This window comes from Paenibacillus filicis (assembly GCF_038070315.1).
GTDB lineage: Bacteria > Bacillota > Bacilli > Paenibacillales > NBRC-103111 > Paenibacillus_G > Paenibacillus_G filicis.
On the sequence record NZ_JBBPCC010000014.1, the window covers coordinates 32659 to 54533 of the forward strand.

The window sequence follows — 21875 nt, forward strand, 5'->3', positions numbered from 1 at the left end:
GAGCAGGGAGGACTGCATGCTTATGGCCAAAATCCTGATCGCGGATGACGATGCGCATATCCGTGAGCTAATCACTTTATTCCTGCGGAATGAAGGCTTCGAGATCGTAGAAGCGGGAGACGGCGAGGAAGCTCTTGCTATCATCGAAAACTCCCGAATCGATCTGGTGATCCTGGATATCATGATGCCGGTGATGGATGGCTGGGAATTATGCAAGGAAATCCGGCGCGTCCATGCTGACATTCCTCTGCTGATGGTTACGGTCCAAGGTGAGGCGGGACATCGGGTAAAAGGGTTCCAGCTTGGGACAGACGATTACTTGACCAAGCCGTTCAATCCGCTGGAGCTCGTACTTAGGGTCAAGGCGTTACTGAAGCGCTATATGATCGTCTCTTCGCAGACCGTGCAACTGGGTGGAATCGTACTGAATCGCCGCAATTATCAGGTGATAAGGGGAGACGAGATGTTTACGCTGCCGCTAAAGGAGTTCGAGCTGCTCTTCAAGCTGGCTAACCATCCCGGGCAAATCTTTACCCGCGAGCAGTTGATCTCGCAGATCTGGGGGATGAACTACGAGGGCCTCGACCGGACCGTCGATGTGCATATCAAGCGGCTGAGGGAGAGGTTTGCCGGAGATACGGAGCATTTTCAGATTGAAACAGCCCGCAGTCTCGGGTACCGCTTAGTGATTCCATGATCAAGACCTTATATGTTCGCGTCATCTGGACGTTTCTGGCTGTCATTATCTTCAGCCTATTGTCGGCTTTCTTTATCGGACTTTCGCTATTCAAGAAAGAAATCAACCGTATCGGACAGAATGATATGATTGCTGTTGGCGAGGAGATTATCCGTCTCTATGAGCAAACCCGGCCCGAGGACTGGAAGGGGTTCATCCAGAGTATGGTGAACGTATCGGCTCACCCGATTCATATGTATGATGCTTCGGGCCATGCCACGTTCTATGATCTGAACCAATCCCGAATGGCTCCAATCACGCCGGAGGCCGTCCAGCAGGTGCTGCAGGGACAAGTTTACCGCTCTCCCGCGGATGTGGACCAAACATTCGTCGGCTTGCCCTTTGCCTTCGACGGGCGGCCGCATGCGATGTTCATGCAATATTCCCCGCAGAACGAAAATATCCTGAACCGGATGATGCTGATCGTGCTGCTGCTCGGCCTGTTGATCGGAAGTGTATGCATTCTCGCAGCAGCCCGGTACCTGGTGAAGCCTCTTCAGGTCTTGACACAAGCGACCAAGCGATTGGCGAAGGGTGATTTCAATGTGGAGATCAAGACCAAGCGAGCCGATGAAGTCGGTGCCTTGACTCAAAGCTTCAATGAAATGGCGAGCGAGCTGAAGCAGCTCGAGCAGATGCGTCAGGACTTCGTCTCGAATGTCTCTCACGAAATTCAAACTCCGCTAACGTCCATCTCCGGGTTCGCCCTGGCTATGAAGAATAACAAGCTGGTAGCGGAGGACGACCGGGATTATTATCTGGATATTATTCTTACGGAGAGTGAGCGGCTCTCCAGACTGAGCGATCATCTGCTCAAGCTCGCTTCCCTGGATTCGGAGCAACATCCGTTCGAGCCCGTTACGTACAGTCTCGATGAGCAAATCCGGCAAGTCGTCGTCACCTGCGAGCCCCAGTGGTCGGCGAAGGGTATCCGCATCGAGCTGGAGCTGGAGGACGCCGTCATGATCACGGCTGACCGGGATCTGCTGAGCCAGGTATGGATGAATCTGCTCGGCAACAGCATCAAGTTTACGCCGGAGGGCGGGCTGATCGATATCCGATTGATCCATTCGGCTGCTGAGATTTGCTTCACGATCACCGATTCCGGGATTGGAATCGCCCCGGAGCATCTTCATCATGTGTTCGAGCGGTTCTACAAGACGGACCGTTCGCGAAACCGCAAGCTCGGCGGGAACGGCCTGGGGCTTGCTATCGTGAAGAAAATCATCACCCTTCACCAGGGGAGGGTAGCTATAAAAAGCGAGGTAGGCCAAGGGACGACCGTGTCGGTTCATCTTCCCCTCCGGCCAGGTCAAGGCTAATCCGCTCTGCCATGAGGCCAAAACGCTCAGAATCGAAAGGCGGTCAGCCGGCATTCGAAAAAATTTGTTCAGCGTTTGGAGAAACCGCGATAGCTTGATGCTGCGCGGTTTTTCTGCGTAGAAGGCTGATTGTTTTCATTATTCTTTCATTGGACGGTGCTACAATGACCTCATCAGGAAACCATGGGATTGACTACTTGAGGACAGGGAGATGTCGAATGAACGTGAAGAAGAGGGTCTTGCCTTTAGCCGGCATGTTTGTACTGGGGATCATAGGCGGATCGGCGCTGATGTACAACGATACGGTGTACCATTCGATCCGGGAGGTGCTGGATCAGGGAGCGACGCAAAATGCCATCGGAAGCAATCCGGGCATAACGCCCCAGAGTCTCTCCAGCATGGATATCGAAACGGCAATGCTGCTGGTACAGTCGAATCGGGCTGCTTTGATGGACAACCAATTTAACGATCAACTGAATGCGGTCAAGCTGAAAACCGAGGAATTAGCCAAGCAGAATGCGGTGCTGGCTGTGATCAAAGCTGAACTGGCCAAGATTTCGCCGGATGCGAAGTCCACGGATAAGATCTCGGCTTCAGCCGAGCTGACGACGGCATTAAGTCAAGCAAATATCGTTGCTTCGTTGAAAGTGAAGGGGGATCTGGATACCCTTCATCAGCAAATGCTCAGCAAAGTCGACGCCATAAATAATGCTCTGCAGATGGATATGCTCAGGTTGCAAAGCTTAATGACTAAACGGAATGAGGCTTTGGTGGAGACAACAAATCTGTTGGAAAAAAAGGCGACTAGACCTCCGGTCGTATTGGACCGTATGAGATAAGGCTTGATTCTAGAAGCAGGAGAGAAAGCCCGGCGCGGGAGCCGAATCCCGCGCTTTTATTCGTCTTAGATAGCTTCATCAGGCTTCAAGACGATGATCAGAGAGGGCGGACTCCGCTTGTCTGGGGGACAGCTGCAGCGGATCGCGAACGTTCAGGCGCTGTTCGGGGGCGCCGGCATTCTCACATTCGACTCGGAGAAGCGGTGATCAAGGTGGGTACTGTCTGTCCGTAATGGGTCCGAAATCCATCCGTCGACAGGGCTAAGCGAAGATGTTATCCTACCTTTATCAACGCAGAGAATTGTCGAAGGGGGTCCCGGGTCCCGGGGTTCGATAGTCCTGGGTACAAGGGGGGGCGTCAGAGTGGACACTCGACAATGGATGGCGGGAACGCTTTTTATAGCAACGGCGCTTATGCTGTTCGTCGCTTATCTATCTTACCGGAAACGCCATCTGCCGGTGGCCAAGACGATGATTCTAATCATGCTGGCAGCCGCCTTCTATGCGTTCGGCTACGGACTCGAGGTGCTCAGCCGGAATCTGAGCGAGGTGAAGCTGTCGCTTCGGATTCAATACCTGGGCATCCCCTTCGTCACGACGCTCTGGTTCTTCCAGGTCGTGCAGTTCACCGGGACGGCGGCCCGTTACCGCAAGCGTCTAGCTGCCGCTCTGTTTGTGATCCCCATAGCCGTCTTCGGCTTCCACCTGACCAATGACTGGCATCATCTCGTCTATGAGCGCTATGACTTGAACACACAAGGCACGCTTCCTCTGTATACAACGGTCAAGGGACTTTGGTATAAGATCCACACGCTTTACAATTATTCCGTACTGCTGTGCGGGATTCTGCTGTTCATCCCGATGTACTGGCGGGCTTTGCCCCATGTGCGCAAGCAAATCGTCGTCCTTCTGCTGGGCGCGCTGGCCCCTATGTTCTGCAACTTGTTCTTCTGGACCGGACTTACCGTAGATCTGACGCCGTTTGGCTTCGCCGTCTCGGGAGTCGCCTATGTCTGGGGCATTCTCCGCTTTAACCTGCTCCGCCTCACGCCGCTGGCGATGGCCAAGGTATTCGAGACGATCCGTGAAGGCGTGGTTCTGCTGGATTACGAGGATCGGATCGTCAGTTATAACCGGGCGGCCCAAGAGGTGCTGCCGGAGCTTGGCCGGACAGTCCGCTATCCCGTCGAAATGGAGAGGATACTGGTGGAGAGTCCTGAGCTGCTGGCACGCATCCGCGCCGCAAGCGGTGGAGACGAGCGGTTCCCGTTCCACCGGATGCAGGCGGGGCGGAACAAGTACTACAACTGCAGCTTATCGCCGATCTATGATTCGGGTGAGGTGCTGATCGGCCGGATGCTGATGTTCAACGATATTACAGAGCTGAAGGAAAGCGAGGCCCGGCTGCGTGAGAACGCCCGCCAGTTGTCCGAGCTTAACGCGTTCAAGGACAAGCTGTTCACGGTTGTCGCGCACGATATTCGCGATCCGATCGCGCTGCTCGTCAGCTTGACCGAGCTGCTGGGCGACGAGCTGGCGGCCGCCGACTTCGAGCATGCGGAATTGGTACGGGAGCTTAAGGGACAGGTGCAGAGCACCTTCCACCTCGTGGAGAATTTGCTGGACTGGTACCGCAGCCAGAAGGGGAAGGTTGTGTTTCGCCCGCTGGGCTGGAATTTGCAGCAGGTGGTCCGCCAGGCTCTATTGCTGTCCGGCATCAAGGCGGGCATGAAGCAGATTCGCATGACGGAGAGCATCGACGAGCGGTTCATGGTCAGAGCGGATAAAGAGATGCTCGATCTGATCCTGCGGAATCTGCTTTCCAACGCGATTAAGTTTACCGGCATTGGCGGAGCTATCGAGATCGGGGCTGTGCTGGAGGGCGAGCGGATCATCGTGTCTGTTCGCGACAATGGAGCGGGGATCGATGAACAGACCTCCGAATTGCTTCGTCTGGAGGAGCCGTTCTTGAAGGTCATGGTGGCCGCTGAGGAGTCGGGGGATACGAGATTCGGACTGGCGCTGACCCGCGAGTTTGTCCGTATCCATGGAGGAAGCCTTTGGTTCGAGAGCGAGCCGGGGACGGGAACGATCTTCTCCTTCAGCTTGCCGGTCTCGGCAGGTGAGCGGGACGCGCCGGAGAACGGCGGATTGGAGGAACAGATGGATGAAGGTTATCTTGGTGGACGATGAACCTACGATGCATTTGATTTTGCGTAAAATGCTGGATAAGCTGCCCGGCATTCATGTTGCGGGTGCTTTTACGGATACGAAGTCGGCAGCCTCCTTTCTCAGCGAGCATACGGATATCGGGCTGGCCTTCGTCGACATCTCGATGCCGGGTGGAAGCGGCATGGAGTTCGCCGCCCGGATGGAAGACGCGGACTCGCCGCTGCAGATTGTCTTCGTCACGTCGCACAAGGAGTTTGCGCTGGAAGCGTATGAGCTGTCTGTGCTGGATTATCTGGTCAAGCCCGTGTCCCAGGAGCGGCTGCAGCGGACCGTCCATCGTGCGATGACGAACCAGCGCGTGAGCCGCCAATCGCCATCGTTATCGGCTCCGGCTTCCACAGATTCTCCCAAGATCATCCTTACGATGCTCGGCGACGTGGCGGTGAGCAGTGAAGCGGGGCGCGTTAAGTGGATCTCGCGGAAGTGCGCGGAGCTGTTCGCGTATCTGCTGTTGTACCGGGGCAAACGCATTCCCCGTTCCCGGCTGGTCACGGATATTTTCGGAGGGATGCACCAGGGAGGCGCAGAAAGCTATCTGAATACAACCGTGTATCAGCTGCGCAAATCGTTGGAACCGCTGGGTCTGCGTGAAGCGGTGCGTTCGGAGAACGATGGCTACGCGCTGGAATTGAAAGATCCGGCGATCGATTATTTGGAATTCGAACAGCAAGCGGAGAAGCTACAAGTCATGGACTATCGAAATGTGGAGCAGGCGCTCCACATCGAGCGGTTGTATACCGGTGATCTGTTCGGGGACAAGGCCTATGTGTGGGCTATTCACGAAACGGAGCGCTACGCGGAATTATATGCGGCCTTCGTCAAGCGGCTGGCCGAGGTGCTGATCTCGCTGCGGAATACGGCCCATGCCTCCAAGCTGCTGCTTAAGCTGAACGAGCGCAATCCGCTGGACGAATCGGTGATTCGCCTGCTCATGACGATCCGGGAGATGAACGGGGACAAGAAAGGATTAACCGCTCTGTATACCGGGTATGTCCGGCTGCTCGGCCGGGAACTGGGCATCCGCCCGTCCGAGGAGCTGATCCAGCATTACGATTTGCTGGTCAGCCGGTTATCTAACAAAAAATAAATATTTCCATCCGTCGACAAAAACCGCGAAAGCTTGATGCTTCGCGGTTTTTGTCTATGTGGGACCGTTCTTTTCATTATTCTTTCAGTGGGCCTCTGTAGACTTACGTTAGAGAAGCTATAGATGGAGAGGAGAAATGGAATGCGCTCATCAGGAAATAAAGTCATGATCATGCTCTTGACGGTGATGATGGTGTTGGGAACCGGTATGGGAGGCTTCAGGGGAAGCGGCAAAGCATACGCCGCAGGTGCAGGCGACTTTAGCGGAGATGGTTCCTCGGGAACCCCCTATCTTGTCGGAACGGCCGATCAGTTAAATAAGATCAGGGGGAGCTATCTGGGGCCCGGCCTGTATTTCAAGCTGAACGGCGATATAGATCTGAGCGGCTATTCCCACTGGGCCCCGATCGGAGATGACAATACTCCCTTTCAAGGGCACATGGATGGCAACGGCCACACCATTACGGGATTGACGATCAATAGGCCTGACGCGGATTATTCGGGTCTGTTCGGCTACATCGATACGGATAGTACAGTCTCAGGTATGAAGCTGGAGCAAGTCTCGGTGAAAGGCTGGCAATTCACAGGGGGATTGGTCGGATACAACAATGGAGGAAGCATCAGCAGCAGCTACGCCTCAGGGAATGTAAGCGGCATGTATAATGTCGGCGGTCTGTTAGGTTATAACGCGGGCGGTCAGATTGACGGTAGTCACGCCTTAGGAACGGTGACCGGTGCTGACAATAGTGTTCAATTAGGGGGCTTGGTCGGTAACTCGACCGGATCGGCTTGGGAGATCAGCAACAGCTATGCTTCTGTCGTGGTCAAGGGGGGAAGAAATAGCACCGAGGTCGGAGGCTTGGCTGGCGGGGTCTCCGATGGGAAGATTAGTAACAGCTATGCTCTAGGGGATGTGAGCGGCGGCAGGCGAAGTAAAAACGTAGGCGGCCTGGTGGGTGTGAATGACTCGACCAAAATTATCAGCAGCTACGCATCAGGTCATGTCAGTGGAACGACTAGAGTCGGCGGCTTGGTCGGCAATGAATCGACGGGGGAAGAGATCACCGATAGCTACGCCACAGGAAACGTAAGCGGAGAAGAGCACGTAGGCGGCCTGATCGGCCGGAATCTCCGTGGAACCATCCGTGGAGGCCATGCTTCAGGTGAGGTGAAAGGAAGCAATTCTAGTAATCTTGTCGGTGGCCTGGTGGGAGAAAATCTATTCGGGAAGATTAGCGACAGTCAGGCATCAGGCGCTGTCCTAAGTGGCCAAGGCAGCAACTATGTAGGCGGTCTGACAGGCCGTAACGAATCCGCAGAAATCAGCAACAGCCCGGCCTCTGGTGAGGTGAACGGATTCATGTATGTAGGTGGCTTAGTGGGTCATGACCAGGATGGCGCGATCAGCTATAGCCACGCTTCCGGGCATGTTAAGGGAGAGGACGGAGGTCTCTATATTGGCGGGCTGGTGGGTTACCACCAGAATGCGCTTATCAGCCATAGCTATGCCTTGGGGAATGTGAGCGCCGGTGGGGATAGCTTTAGCATAGGCGGCCTGGTGGGTGACAATCATGGAGAGATCCAGGCCAGCTATGCTTCGGGCAAAGTGAGCGGAGCCCATTTTGTCGGTGGCCTGGTTGGCTACACGAACGATCAACCAATTAGCACCAGCTTCGCCTCCGGAGATGTGAGCGGAGTCGAAGGCGTCGGAGGCTTAGTCGGCTATCATATGTTTAACGCCATCAGCAACAGCTACGCTTCAGGGAAAGTGAGCGGAGACGATGGAAGTACACAAGTCGGCGGGCTCATCGGCATCACCGCTTACGGGAACATCAGTAACAGCTACGTCTCAGGGAAAGTCAGCGGAAGCAGCAACGTAGGAGGCTTCATCGGTGAAGATATCTATGCTCTGACGGTCAATAGCTTCTATGATACGGTCACCACCGGACAGCCGGGCACAGGGTCGGGTACCGGCAAAGTAACGGCAGAGATGCAGGATCAGAGCACGTATGAAGCTGATATGGCTCATCGTTGGGACTTCTTGAACACCTGGGCCATCGATGCTAGGCATAATGGCGGCTACCCTTATCTGCGGGCTATTCAGGCCTATCTGGATTATGACGGGAACAAGCATACCGGCGGAACGGCGCCGGCCAACCATTCCTACATGCCCGGGACCAAAGCCGGGGTTTATTCCGGAGTGCTGAATATATCCAAGACCGGGTACGTCTTCGACGGATGGAACACGCAAGCGGATGGCAGCGGCAGTTCGTATCGCCCAGGGGATTTGTATACGATCACATCGGATACGACCTTGTATGCCAAGTGGAAGCCCGTCAGCACGATAGCGACCCTGACCTCCACGATTGGGACCGTCAGCACGGGCGGGACAACCAATGAAAGCATAACCGGCATTCCGTATGGCACAACGTTAGCTTCCTTAAAGGCTGCGATCACAACGGCGGCCGATGCGACCTTTGAGATCTACGAAGCGGACGGCACGACAGTAGCGACCGTCTTGACTTCGGAGCAGAAGATCATCGTCACCGCGCAGGACGGGACGACCAAGGTTACCTATACCGTGACGGTGGCGGCGAGCAGCGCGAAGGAAATCACGGCGTTTAGCTTCGCTGAGCAAACGGGAGCGGCCGTAATTGATGCGACGGCGCACACAGTAGCTGTTGAAGTGGCATATGGAACTAGTTTGAACGGTTTGGTGGCAGCGTTCAGTGTATCGGCAGGAGCCTTGGCGAAGGTCGGTGGTGTGGATCAGGTTAGTGGAGTGACGGCAAATGATTTCACGACTCCGGTCGTTTATGTGGTGAAAGCTGCGGACGGCAGCACGCAGAGCTGGACGGTTACGGTCAGCGTTGCGGCGAGCAGTGCGAAGGAAATCACGTCTTTTAGCTTCGTTGAGCAAACGGGAGCTGCCGTGATTGATGCAGTCGCGCACACAGTAGCGATAGAAGTGGTGCATGGAACTAGCTTGAACGGCTTGGTGGCAACGTTCAGTGTATCGGCAGGAGCTTCGGTGAAGGTCGGTGGTGTGGATCAAGTAAGTGGCTCGACGGCGAATGATTTTACCGCCCCGGTCGTTTATGTAGTGAAAGCAGCGGACGGAAGCACGCAGAACTGGGCGGTTACGGTGTCCGTTGCGGCGAGCAGTGCGAAGGAAATCACGTCGTTCAGTTTCTCCGAGCAAACGGGAGCGGCTGTGATTGATGCTGGTGCACAGACGGTAGCGATAGAAGTGTCGCATGGAACTAGCTTGAACGGTTTGGTGGCTACGTTCAGTGTATCGGCAGGAGCTACGGCTAATGTCGGTGGTTTGGATCAAGTAAGCGGCACGACCGCGAATGATTTTACCGCACCAGTTATTTATGTGGTGCAAGCAGCGAACGGAAGCACGCAGAGTTGGACGGTTACGGTATCCGTTGCGGCGAGCAGTGCGAAAGAAATCACGTCGTTCAGCTTGGCTGAGCAGACGGGAGCGGCTGTGATTGATGCGTTCGCGCATACAGTAGCGATAGAAGTAGCGCATGAAACCAGCTTGAACGGCTTGGTGTCTACGTTCAGTGTATCTACAGGAGCTTTGGCGAAGGTCGGTGGTGTGGATCAAGTAAGCGGTACGACCGCGAATGATTTCACTGCCCCAGTCGTTTATGTGGTAAAAGCGGCTGACGGCAGCACGCAGAGCTGGACGGTTACGGTTAGTGTTGCGGCGAGCAGTGCTAAGGAAATCACGTCGTTTAGCTTCGTTGAGCAAACGGGAGCGGCCGTGATTGATGCTGGCACGCATACAGTAGCGATAGAAGTGGCGCATGGAACTAGCTTGAACGGCTTGGTGTCTACGTTCGGTGTATCGGCGGGAGCTTCGGCGAAGGTCGGTGGTGTGGATCAAGTGAGTGGCTCGACCGCCAATGATTTTACCACACAAGTTATTTATGTGGTGAAAGCAGTTGACGGCAGTACGCAGAACTGGATGGTTACGGTCTGCGTAGCTGCGAGCAGTGCGAAGGAATTGACGGTGTTCAGCTTCGCTGAGCAAACCGGAGCGGCTGTGATTGATGCGGTCGCGCATACGGTAGCGATAGAAGTAGCGCATGGAACTAGCCTGAACGGCTTGGTGTCTACGTTCGGTTTATCCGCAGGAGCTTCGGTGAAGGTCGGTGGTGTGGATCAAGTAAGTGGCGCAACTGCGAATAATTTCTCGGCTCCAGTCGTTTATGTGGTGAAAGCGGCTGATGGTAGTACGCAAAACTGGACGGTTACGGTCAGTATTGCGGCGAGCAGTGCGAAGGAATTGACGTCGTTCAGCTTCGCTCAGCAAACGGGAGCTGCTGTGATTGATGCAGTCGCGCACACAGTAGCGATAGAAGTCGCACACGGAACCAGCTTGAACAGTTTGGTATCCACGTTCAGTGTATCCGCAGGAGCTTCGGCTAAGGTTGGCGGTGTGGACCAAGTAAGCGGCACGACCGCGAATGATTTCACCGCACCAGTCATTTATGTGGTGAAAGCGGCTGACGGCAGCATGCAGAACTGGACGGTTACGGTATCCGTTGCGGCGAGCAGTGCGAAGGAACTAACGGCGTTTAGCTTCGCTGAGCAAACCGGTGCAGCTGTGATTGATGCGACGACGCATACGGTGACAATTGAAGTAGCGCATGGGACCAGCTTGAACGGCTTGGTGTCCACATTCAGTGTATCCGCAGGAGCTTCGGCTAAGGTCGGCACTGTGGATCAAGTGAGCGGTACGACGGCGAACGATTTCACCGCCCCAGTCATTTATGTGGTGAAAGCGGCGGATGGTAGTACACAGAACTGGACGGTTACGGTGTCTGTTGCGGGGAGCAGCTCGAAGAAAATCACGTCGTTCAGCTTCGCTGAGCAAACGGGAGCAGCCGTGATTGATGCTACGGCGCATACGGTAGCGATAGAAGTAGTGCATGGAACTAGCTTGAACGGTTTGGTGTCCACGTTCAGTGTATCCGCAGGAGCTTCGGCTAAGGTCGGTGGTGTGGATCAAGTAAGCGACACTACGTCGAACGATTTCACGGCTCCAGTCGTTTATGTGGTGAAAGCGGCGGACGGCAGCATACAGAACTGGACGGTTACGGTCAGCATTGCCATGAGCAGCGCGAAGGAAATCACGTCGTTCAGCTTCGCTGAGCAAACGGGAGCTGCAGTGATTGATGCGGTCGCGCATACAGTGGCGATTGAAGTAGTGCATGGAACTAGCTTGAATGGCTTGGTGTCCACGTTCGGCTTATCCGCAGGAGCATCGGCGAAGGTCGGCGGCGTGGATCAAGTGAGTGGCACGACCGCGAACGATTTCACGGCTCCAGTTGTTTATGTAGTGAAAGCTGCGGACGGCAGCACGCAGAGCTGGACAGTTACGGTGACAACCGCGGCAAACAGCGCCAAGGACCTGACGGCCTTCAGTTTCCAAGGCTTAACGCCACCTATAGTAGGCATCATTAATGGTACTCAGATCGCTCTAACTGTACCGAACGGAACAGCAGTAACGTCCCTAGTGGCGACATTTACCAACTCGGCTGGATCTACGGTGACCGTAGGCTCCATCCCGCAAGTTAGCGGCACGACGGCGAACGACTTTACTTCCCCACTCACGTACACCGTCACGGCTCAGGATGGAACGAGAGCCTCCTATACGGTGGTGGTTACGCAGTCTGGTGTTGTAGGAGGCAGCCCGAGTCTAAGCAGCTTGATGCTGACGGGCGGGGGAGTGCCCCTCGTGGCTGATTCTGTCACGGGAACCACATACCAGTATAAGGTGAGTTACGCCATTTCGAGTATTAGCGTGACGGCCAGCGCTTATGATAGCCATACCCGCATCGTAGGCAGCTTGTACAACAGTGATCATGTGCTAGTAACAGGTCCTTTTCAAATAACCAGCGGTGTGGGGACCGATCCGATTCCTCTCGCTGTAGGCGGTAACCGATTGGAGCTAGTCCTAACCGCTGTTGACGGCTCCAGTCAGACGTATCTCGTGTTCGTAAATCGAACCTCTGCGGCCTACAGCAATGCTCATCTGCAATCCTTACAAGTAGGCAACGCGGATCTGATGTTCAACCGGGATATCCTGGATTACACCCTGTCTGTGGGAAATCGTGTGCAGACCCTAACGGTAAAGGCTCTTCCTGAAGTGACCCATGCGGGTGTAATAATAGATGCTGAGCCGACAATGTCCAAAGAAATCCGACTTCCTGTGGGCAGCACGATCATTCCCATCGAAGTCACGGCACCAGACGGCATCACGAAGCGGATTTATCGCGTGACGGTCAAAAGAGCCATAGCCATCACGGCTGTCACGGACACGTCAATTCCTGTAACGAGCGATCCGGTAACCATTACCGTTCCACAGGGTGTAACGAATGCCAAGATTGCCGTCACGCCGGTTGTGGCAGGTTCGAACAAAGAGGTCATTCTTCCCTTGATCGAAGTCTACGCGGAGACTGCCCAAGGACCGATCACGGTCATCATTCCAGAAGGCACGAAAGTGACAGCTCCGGAAGGCTGGGACGGCATGATCCTCCTGCCGGAAATACAGAGCAACGAAAGTATATCCGTCAGCGGTAGTAGGGTAAGCGGAGTCATCGAAATAGGCTCGCCGGATGTCACGTTAACTTTTGATACGGCCATTCGCCTGCTGTTCCCTAAGCAGGGGGGCAAGTTAGCAGGTTATGTAAGCAATGGCGGGGTTATTCCGATCACGGCTTCCATCACATCAGATACCCAGGCAACTGCAGATCGCGAGATCGCTCCAGGCGGTGAGGCCAAACTTACGCTTGGCGAGGATATGGTCGTATGGACGAAGCATTTCACTAAGTATGTTTTCTACTTGCCCGTTACTCCGACCAATACTGGCAGCAGTGGAGGCGGCGGTGGCGGTCCGAGCAACACGGGAATCATTTACGCGCCTAGCGGGGGAACGTTAACCTTGAATGGGGTCCATATTGAAGTACCGGCCGGAGCCATAGAGCGCGATATTCAGGTTACGGTAGATAAGTTAGGTGACACCTCCACCATGCCTACTGGCCTTGTCTTGAGCTTGGTGAGCGACATTTTCGACATCAAGAAGGATACGGCTGGTGAGTTTCATAAATCTGTCGTCCTTACCTTGCCTTATGACAAATCTAAGGTGGATTTCACGAAATCCACAGTCGGTCTATATGGATGGGATGAAAAGAAGCGCACATGGCTGCCGCTGGATGACCAGCAAGTGGACCAGACGACCGGTAAGGTGTCGGGAACCGTTCGTCAGTTTACGAAGTTCGCTGCACTGGCTTCGGATAAAAAGGTAACAACCAATCCTCCGACAGAAGTCGTGGATCTAGGGGATATCCAGGGGCACTGGGCTGAAACAAGTATTCGCGAGTTAGTCAAACTCGGCGTCATTCATGGCTATTCGGACCGTACGTTTAAGCCGAATAACAGCATCACGAGAGCGGAGTTTGTCACGATCATCGTCAAAGCCTTCCAGCTTCAAGCTCAGACAGGCCAAACATTCGCCGATACGGAGGCTCACTGGGCGCGAAGTGCCATTGAAGTGGCAGCCTCGCTCGGGGTTGTTACCGGCTATGATGCGAGCACCTTCGGTCCAGATGACCTTATCACCCGGGAGCAAATGGCCGCGATCATCATTCGCGCCGCTCACATCGATGCTACGGAGAATAAAGGGAGTTTTGCGGATAACGCGGACATCTCCGACTGGGCTAGGACGGCGCTAGCGACCGCAACGGCCCAAGCCTTGATGAACGGATACGAGGACGGTACCGTGAGGCCGCAAGCCAACAGCACACGCGCGGAAGCGGCGACAGTTATCCTAAGAGCGCTGCAGTTGAAGAAATTATGGTGAATCACGGATGACTGGATCTTACAGTGAACAAACTTGCCGGGTACCTGGCTCCCGCGAGGGGGTGAAGGCATGAAGAAAGCAATCGTCACCGAATATATTGTCGGTAAGATTTTGGCTGAAGATATCTATAACAAGCAGAACGTCCTGCTTTTAAAAGCCGGTAATCGGGTCACCCCAGTGGTGGTCAACCGTCTGAAGGTCAATAACGTCGTCTCCGTTTGGATTAAGTAAGTTTAGGCAAAAAAGCAAGCTGCCGCCTCTCTCAGGCGATAGCTTGCTTTTTTCTTGTGCGTTAAGGCAGCCGGTAGAAGGCGAACGGCTTGCCGTAGCGGAACGAGTCGCTGATCTCATCCAATTCGCTGATAATCTCGGGGGTGAGCTGGATCGCTACGCTCTGGAGGTTGTCCATTAGCTGCTCGGGACGCGTAGCGCCTACGATCACGGTCGAGACCGCAGGTCTTGTCATGAGCCAGGCCAGGGAGAGGGCGCTAGGCGTGTAGCCGTGCTCGGCAGCGAGCTTGCTGACTTGTCTCCCGAGGTTGAGCGTCCGCTCATTCAGGAAATTATTGAAGCTGGGCTCCGTCTGGGACCGCGCCTGAGCCGGAATGCTATCAGCGTCGTTGTACTTGCCGCTCAAAATACCGCCAGCCAGCGGGAAGTATGGGATTACTCCCAGTCCTTGGTCCACGCTCACCGGGATCAACTCCTGCTCCGGAGTCCGGTCGGCCAGCGAGTAGCTGAGCTGGATGGAGCTGTACCGAGCGAGCCCCTTCCAGTCGCTGATCCCCAGCGCCTTCATCAGCTCCCAGGCGGCGTAGTTGGACGCGCCGATGTAGCGGACTTTTCCCGACCGAACCAGATCGTCCAGGGTGCGCAGCGTCTCTTCGAGCGGTGTATACGGGTCGAAGGTGTGAATCTGGTACAGATCGACATAGTCGGTCTTCAGGCGCTTCAGACTGTTGTCCAGCTCCTGCATCAGATGAATGCGCGAGGAGCCGCTGGCGTTGGGACCTGATCCCCGCACTAAGCCTGCCTTCGTAGCCAGCACGACCTCATGCCGCTTGCCTACAAGTGCCTGCCCGATAATTTTCTCAGACTCGGAGCCAGTGTAGATATTGGCTGTATCAATGAAGTTAATCCCATAGTCCAAGGCTTGATGGATCAGCCTCGTGGAGGTATCCACATCCGCCCTTCTGCCAAATGCATTCGTGCCTATGCCGAGCACCGATACTTGCAGACCGCTTTTTCCAAGACGCCGATAGTTCATCTTCTCCAGCTCCTCTGTGGGTTGATGGGGACTCCGATTAAAGGTCTTCCAATGCGGCGTGAATCATAGGTTCAAACCGCTCTCTGTCCTTGTACACGCGAGAGAGAACGTTAAGGCCTTGGCTCAGGCCGAGCAGCAGGGCGGCCTTCTTCCGCATATCTTGCTCGGGATCGAACTCCCCCTGCTGCTGACCGCGCCGTAACGTCTCGTAGAACAGCTGCTCCAGCGACCGGAGGCTGTCCTCTATTTGCTGCCTTGTCTGCTCGTCGGCTGTCTCCAGCGAGGTGGCGATATTGGTGAAATAACACCCGCCCGGGAACTCCTCGGACAGAGCCACCTCCAGCAGCCGGTAGAAATACTGCCAGATTCCTTCCTTTGCCGAAGGGGCTTTGGTCAAGGCCTCACGCTTAGACGCACCGATGGTCTGCTGATAGTAGGTCAGCGTCTGCTGGAACAAGGTTGGCTTGTCCTTGTACGTGTTGTACAGGCTGGATCGGCTGATATCCATAGCCAGCAGCAGATCGGGCAGGGACGCGCCATCGTAACCCTTGGTCCAGAAGGTTTGCATGGCAGCGCGAAGGGCTTGCTTGTTGTCGAATTCCAGGGGTCTGACCATAGCTGCTGCCTCCTGTGAGGGTTTGATAAGAGTATAGCATGTTTTGTATTGGTTGGTCCAAAACTTTTTAAGCTTTTTATGGATGCAGGAGCAGACTCGTCTAGAAGGAATAGGAATAAATGAGCTATACTACCTATATAACCATAATAAATTTGAACTAAGGGACTTATACCATGAATGAGCGGGAAGTACTAATTGTTACAAATAAAGGTGATCAGACGAAAGACATCTTTGCCTATACCATTGAGGAAGATAAAGTGTGTGTTCGATTTAAGAACAGTGAAAGAACCTATGAATACGCAACACAAAAGATCAAGGTACTTACCGCCCCGACTGCTTTGGATGCTAGTACACAAAACGTATACTATGAGGGGATTCCACTCCGAAACGTACAGGAAGTTCTTGATTTTGGTGAGCTTCATAAGGTGTTTTTCAAAAACCAGCAAACTCAGATCTATGACAGCTCTCTGGTCAGCATCGAGTCTAAGAATACGAATTCGAGCCCGATCGTCGGACTCATGAATTATTGGGAAGACATCGCTCAGAATATCAAGACAGATGAAGAACAAGAGGGTCTACTGAAAAAACAATTTGCCAATATGAATGATGTACCTAAGGATAGTGTGTTGGCCATGTATATGAATAAATCGTCAATCACACAGTCAGAACCGACAACAACTCCAGTGATCTTTCCATTCAGTTTCAATCTGAGTCAAAAACAAGCGCTCGAACAAGCCTTTGTCAGTAAGGTCTCAATAATAGAAGGACCACCGGGGACAGGTAAAACACAAACGATCCTTAATATCCTTGCTAACTTAACGGTTGTGCAGTGTAAAACGGTAGCGGTCGTCTCAGGCAACAACGCAGCTGTACAGAACGTGAAGGATAAGCTGCATAAGAATGGGTATGGGTTCCTTGTCGCTTCGCTAGGCAATAAGAAAAACAAACAAGCTTTTTTTGAGAATCTACCTCAGCATGATGTAGCCGATTGGCAGAGTGAGATCCCGGAAGAAGAGCTTATTAGAACTATAAGTGAATTGTCAGAACGTCTTAACCGGTTATTAGAGATTGCCAACCGGAAAGCCAAGCATGATCAGAAGATTGCTGCGTACCGCCTCGAACAAAAGCATTTCCATGTCCATCATGATGAACAAAATTTTGAAGAAATGCAGCGTCTGTTTTATAGACGCCAGACTCCCGAAACGATCATTGCATTTCTGGCTGATGAAAATTTGATGGAGAATCGGGCCTTTCGTTTGTTACAACATGCGAAGCTGTTTTTCAAGTATGGGTTTGTTGATTTTAGCAAGTTAAAAAAGAATCGGTTGGATCTAATCACAAGCTTTCAAAAGAAATATTACTATTCCAAGATTGCTGCCCTAGAAAAGCAGAGTAACGACATGAAGTTGGAGCTTGAGAAGGAATCATTCCAAACGCTGATCAAAAAACATGAGTTCTATTCAGCCACTTTATTTAAACATAGGCTTCATCAGAAATATCAAGATAAAGCTGCATACAGGGGCAATCAACAAAATTACAAAAAGAATATCAGTGAGTTTGTTACTCACTTTCCTATCCTACTCAGTACTACACATTCCTTACGCTCATGCATTCCAGAACAGTTTCTGTTTGATTATGTGATTGTGGACGAAGCGTCTCAAGTAGATCTGTTGACAGGAGCATTGGCTATGTCTTGCTGCAAACAGATCATCATTGTAGGCGATACGAAACAACTTCCCCAGATCGTAGATGAAAACATTCAAAAACACTTAAAGGTCACGCATGTCGAGGAAGGTTATGACTATTTTAGACATAGTTTATTATCATCCATGCTTACCATATATGGGGAGAACATCCCTAAAGTCATATTGAAAGAACATTATAGATGTCATCCTCAGATCATAGGCTTTTGCAATAGTCAGTACTACGACAATAAGTTGATTCCATTCACGCCACAGGCCGAATCGGATGTTCCCATCAAGCTGCATTATACGGCTGCTGGAAATCACATGCAAAGAGTGACGATTAAGGGAAAGAAAGGCAGCTTTAACCACCGGGAAATCGATGTAGTGAAAGAGGAGATCTTGAAGGAACTTCAGCTGCAGGATATATCAAATGAAGATATCGGATTTACAACGCCGTATCGTTTGCAAGTTACCGAAGCGACCGACAAGCTTGAGGAGGACATTGAAATCGATACGGTTCATAAATATCAAGGACGCGAGAAACCCGTCATGATCATGTCTACGGTGCTGGACCAAACCCGGAGTGGAAAGATTGGGAAGAACTTTGTTGAAAATTCTTGCCTAGTAAATGTAGCGGTATCTAGAGCTCAGAAGCAGTTCATTCTGGTAACGGACCATAAGTTATTCCGTAATTCAAGAAAAGATATAGGTAATTTGATACGTTACATCGAGTACCAAACACTTCATGAGCATGTTATTCAAAGTGAACTGATCTCTGTCTTCGACCTCTTGTATTCCGAGTATTCTAAGCGATTGAACTACTTACATAGTAGGATAGGAAACCAATCGAAATATAAGTCTGAGAATATTATGTGGCGTGTGATGACAGATATCGTTAGTGAAGAGAGGTATAAAGGTGTTTACTTCAACATGCAGATCTACCTAAAGGATATATTCAGAGAGACTGACGGCCTTAGTGATCGGGAGAAAAAGTATATTCAAAACAAAGCTTCGTTCGACTTTGTTGTCTATGATGGCATCAATAAGCAGCCGCTGCTGGCCATTGAGGTAGATGGCTTTGCCAGTCATCGGAATAATCCAGATCAAATGGAGCGAGATCGACTGAAAACTAGGATCTGTGAAGAAAAGAAGTTTCCTTTGCTACGGCTGCCGACGACGGGCTCGAATGAGATCGAGAAGGTTCGGGGGGCTTTGGATAGGGTGTTAGATATGGATGGATAGGAGTTGTGTTAATGCTAAATCAATTGTACGAAATATATGATTCCTTCACTAAGTTAGACGGGACTTCAAAATTTTATGTGACACTATGCATTGGTTTATTTGCCTTTCTTTATAAAACATTTTTAGGCATGTATTCTGATGATGACAAGCAAATTCAACCAATAAGAATTAAGACTGGAGAAATGCTCGGAAAAATTGAGGCTGCGATAATTGTATATCAAATGGGTGACAAAAGTCAGTCCGCACTGGATAAACTCATAGAAAAATTGGGGGAAGGTTATTGTTATTTATCGTGGGAAGTTAAGCAAAAATTGAGACTATACTACGTGAATCGCTCAGATGCAGCACTTAATACGTTAAAAAGAGTTATTGCTTCTGAGTTAGATAGCTACCCTACATTTGGAGGTAAACCCCTGCTCATTGATCAAATCTTTGCTCTTATAGCCAAAGTCATTAGACCATTTTTTCCTATGATTTCTATCGTACTAATAGTACTTCTTTTTGGTGCATTCATTTCAGAATTCTCAGAGATAGATTTTACTTCGTATAAAATTAATATTGTAGCAAAGTATTTTGCGCTGTTGCTTTCAGGTCTCATTTTTCTATCAATTTTCAATATCCTAATAGAAGGTAAAATAAGAAGGAGCCTTGGAATTAAACCTTGGGCTTATACATTTGGAATTATTGTTGTGCCATTTATTTTTTTAGCAATCAAGCCATCATTAATTTCCCTAGCTATTTTCTTACAGTTCTACCTAGTGAAACTATTAGCTAGAACTAGTAAATCGAAATGACAATATGTTTTTGGACTTCTTTAATTAAGAGAACAATGATTAAGTTAACCTGATGTATTTTTTGATGCCAAATAAACTTGTATCTTTCTAGCTGCACGGCATAGGCTTGGATGAAAGTGGAGATCGACTCGAGGGTCTAGAGTAGGATGTACCTAGGGTCAAGCGCCAGAAAACTTAGCTAAGGCCCGAGCTCTACATTTCAGTTCCCACTCCTCTGTGGTATACTTGCAGTAAGAATAGCGTACAATGCAAAGAGAGCCGTGCTGGTAACACGACTCTCCGAGCAATAGCCGCTTTTAAGGGCGGTAGGCTTAAATCGGTGATTCGATCAGCAAATAGACCGCATCCTTTGGCCGAGGGCGGTCTATTTCCTATTTCTAAACGACAGCAATGCTACGATAAGCAGACCAAACGTGAGCATGATCATCAGCGCTTCGTATACGGTCATGGGGCATCCCTCCCTTCCGAGAGGTAGCCGACCGCCCTTACAAGCCTATTCTATTGCTCCCTGATAATAGCCTAAATGGACAGTACTGGAATACTAGATGGCCAACAGCGTATACAATGATTGAACAGGACGTGATAGACATGCTCGAAGTGGCCGCAGCTATTATTGAGAATGAACAGGGACAGATTCTGATCGCCAGACGAAGGAAAGGGAAGTCCCAGGAAGGCTTGTGGGAATTCCCTGGCGGAAAGCTCGAGAGAGGGGAGTCGCCGGAGGAATGCCTGCGCCGAGAGCTGCGGGAGGAGATGCAGATCGAGATCGATCCGTATGCTTATTTCGCCACGAATGACCATGACTACGGCTCTGTTTGTGTTCGCCTGATTGCTTACAAAGCCGCTTACCTCAGCGGAGAAATAGCTTTAATTGATCATGATGCGTACAGGTGGATCCGGCTGGAGGAGCTGGGGGAGTATCTATTCGCCCCGGCAGATGTTAAGTTTGTGGATATGCTGAGACAACTGGTGCAGTGAGAAGTTGACAACCTCTTGCTCTGCCACTATATTTTAGGTATCGAAGGAAGAGGAAGTTGAATGAAGTGAAACCTACCCATAGTGCAACCATTAAGGATGTAGCTAAGAAAGCCAAGGTATCCATCGCCACGGTGTCCCGAGTGCTGAATAATTTGACCGGTTATTCGGACAAGACGCGGCAGAAGGTCATGGAGGCCATCAAGGAGACCAATTATCAGCCGAATGCCATTGCAAGAGGGCTAATCAACAAGAGAACGCAAACCATTGGGGTATTGCTGCCCAAGGTTTCCGTCCAATTTTCTTCAGACATTCTTCAGGGGATCGGGGAGTACGCCCAAAGCCATGATTACAGCGTGATCGTATGTAATACGGATGCGGATGGCAGCCGTACCTTGAAGTATTTGCAGGTGCTGAGGGAGAAGCAGGTGGACGGCATTATTTATACCAGCGAGGTGCTCAAGCCGGAATATTACGAGGTCATCCAGGCCATGAAAATTCCTGTCGTGCTGGTAGCTTCGGAATCGCCGTATGCTTCCGTTCCCTATGTGAAGGTGAATGACTGGCAGGCTTCGTATGATGCGGTCACTTATTTAATTGGCAAGGGTCACCGCCGGATAGCTATGATTAGTGGCACGGAGAAGGACCCGATTGCCGGACGTCCCAGAGTCCAAGGTTACCTGAAGGCGCTTGCAGATCACGGAATTCCGTTTGACAGCAAGTATCTTGTGCATGGGAATTTCTTGTTTGACGGCGGATACCGGGGGATGGAAGAGATTCTGCAGAAGGCTCCGGAGGTCACGGCCGTATTCGCTGCCAGCGACGAGACAGCGCTGGGCGTTCTTTCCGCTGCCGCGAAGCATGGAGTTAAGGTGCCGCAGGATTTGTCACTGGTCGGATACGATAACGTCAAGCTCGCCCAGATGTCAGTGCCTGCTCTTACGACCGTACAGCAGCCGTTATTTGCGATGGGCCAAGTGGCCGCAGCGAAGCTTATCAGCATGATTATGACGGGAGTTGTTGCGGAGAACCAGCTCGTTCCTCATAGCATTGTGGAGAGAGAAACAGTTGGTACGATCGGGAACGATTAAGACGGCTTGCGTGATCGGCGAGCGTGTTATTGGCGTCTTCCAATACAGATTTTTCAAAAATCAAGGGGAAACAGCAGAAGATTTACTGGATGACTTTAGCTTGACAAA

At 51.7% G+C, this 21875-nt stretch carries 14 protein-coding genes; 11 read left to right on the forward strand and 3 right to left on the reverse strand.

What is annotated here, in order from left to right:
- Positions 1-22: 22 nt before the first annotated feature.
- The 7 genes from WMW72_RS20565 (at position 23) to WMW72_RS20595 (ending at position 14328) form a co-directional block, all read left to right on the forward strand.
- A complete protein-coding gene (locus WMW72_RS20565) occupies positions 23-697 on the forward strand; it encodes a response regulator transcription factor (RefSeq protein WP_341417433.1) in 675 nt (224 codons plus the stop codon).
- Complete coding sequence (locus WMW72_RS20570) at positions 694-2058, forward strand: HAMP domain-containing sensor histidine kinase (RefSeq protein WP_341417434.1); 1365 nt, start codon at positions 694-696, stop codon at positions 2056-2058. Before WMW72_RS20565 ends, WMW72_RS20570 begins: the two co-directional genes overlap by 4 nt.
- Positions 2059-2276: 218 nt before the next feature.
- A complete protein-coding gene (locus WMW72_RS20575) occupies positions 2277-2897 on the forward strand; it encodes a hypothetical protein (protein ID WP_341417435.1) in 621 nt (206 codons plus the stop codon).
- 363 nt (positions 2898-3260) lie between these two features.
- Positions 3261-5090 carry a sensor histidine kinase gene (locus tag WMW72_RS20580; protein WP_341417436.1) on the forward strand — a complete coding sequence of 610 codons (1830 nt, stop codon included), beginning with the start codon at positions 3261-3263 and terminating at the stop codon, positions 5088-5090.
- Complete coding sequence (locus WMW72_RS20585) at positions 5065-6216, forward strand: response regulator (RefSeq protein ID WP_341417437.1); 1152 nt, start codon at positions 5065-5067, stop codon at positions 6214-6216. The genes WMW72_RS20580 and WMW72_RS20585 overlap by 26 nt, the downstream gene beginning before the upstream one ends.
- Positions 6217-6357: 141 nt before the next feature.
- Positions 6358-14097 (forward strand): GLUG motif-containing protein, encoded by a 7740-nt coding sequence (locus WMW72_RS20590; protein ID WP_341417438.1) that lies wholly within the window; start codon positions 6358-6360, stop codon positions 14095-14097.
- A gap of 69 nt (positions 14098-14166) precedes the next feature.
- The gene (locus WMW72_RS20595; RefSeq protein ID WP_341417439.1) at positions 14167-14328 is read left to right on the forward strand and encodes a hypothetical protein; all 162 of its coding nucleotides are present in this window, start codon (positions 14167-14169) and stop codon (positions 14326-14328) included.
- A 61-nt stretch (positions 14329-14389) separates the two neighbouring features.
- On the opposite strand, the gene WMW72_RS20600 is transcribed toward WMW72_RS20595, so the two are convergent.
- Both WMW72_RS20600 and WMW72_RS20605 read right to left on the reverse strand, forming a co-directional pair.
- Complete coding sequence (locus tag WMW72_RS20600; RefSeq protein ID WP_341417440.1) at positions 14390-15364, reverse strand: aldo/keto reductase; 975 nt, start codon at positions 15362-15364, stop codon at positions 14390-14392.
- 37 nt (positions 15365-15401) lie between these two features.
- Positions 15402-15980: a TetR/AcrR family transcriptional regulator gene (locus WMW72_RS20605; protein WP_341417441.1), complete on the reverse strand. Its 579-nt coding sequence runs from the start codon at positions 15978-15980 to the stop codon at positions 15402-15404.
- A 173-nt stretch (positions 15981-16153) separates the two neighbouring features.
- On the opposite strand from WMW72_RS20605, the gene WMW72_RS20610 reads away from it, so the two are divergent.
- Together WMW72_RS20610 and WMW72_RS20615 are read left to right on the forward strand one after the other, a co-directional pair.
- Entirely contained in the window at positions 16154-18907 is a 2754-nt protein-coding gene (locus WMW72_RS20610; RefSeq protein WP_341417442.1) for an AAA domain-containing protein, read from the forward strand.
- Between the two features lie 11 nt (positions 18908-18918).
- A complete protein-coding gene (locus WMW72_RS20615) occupies positions 18919-19701 on the forward strand; it encodes a hypothetical protein (protein ID WP_341417443.1) in 783 nt (260 codons plus the stop codon).
- Between the two features lie 364 nt (positions 19702-20065).
- Here the strand turns inward: WMW72_RS20615 and WMW72_RS35635 are convergent, their stop codons facing one another.
- Positions 20066-20149 (reverse strand): putative holin-like toxin, encoded by an 84-nt coding sequence (locus WMW72_RS35635; protein ID WP_423227575.1) that lies wholly within the window; start codon positions 20147-20149, stop codon positions 20066-20068.
- Between the two features lie 140 nt (positions 20150-20289).
- On the opposite strand from WMW72_RS35635, the gene mutT reads away from it, so the two are divergent.
- Both mutT and WMW72_RS20625 read left to right on the forward strand, forming a co-directional pair.
- Positions 20290-20679, forward strand: coding sequence for an 8-oxo-dGTP diphosphatase MutT (gene mutT / locus WMW72_RS20620; protein WP_341417444.1), 390 nt, complete (start codon positions 20290-20292; stop codon positions 20677-20679).
- Between the two features lie 65 nt (positions 20680-20744).
- Positions 20745-21767, forward strand: a complete 1023-nt coding sequence (locus WMW72_RS20625; protein WP_341417578.1) for a LacI family DNA-binding transcriptional regulator — start codon at positions 20745-20747, stop codon at positions 21765-21767.
- Positions 21768-21875: the final 108 nt, after the last annotated feature.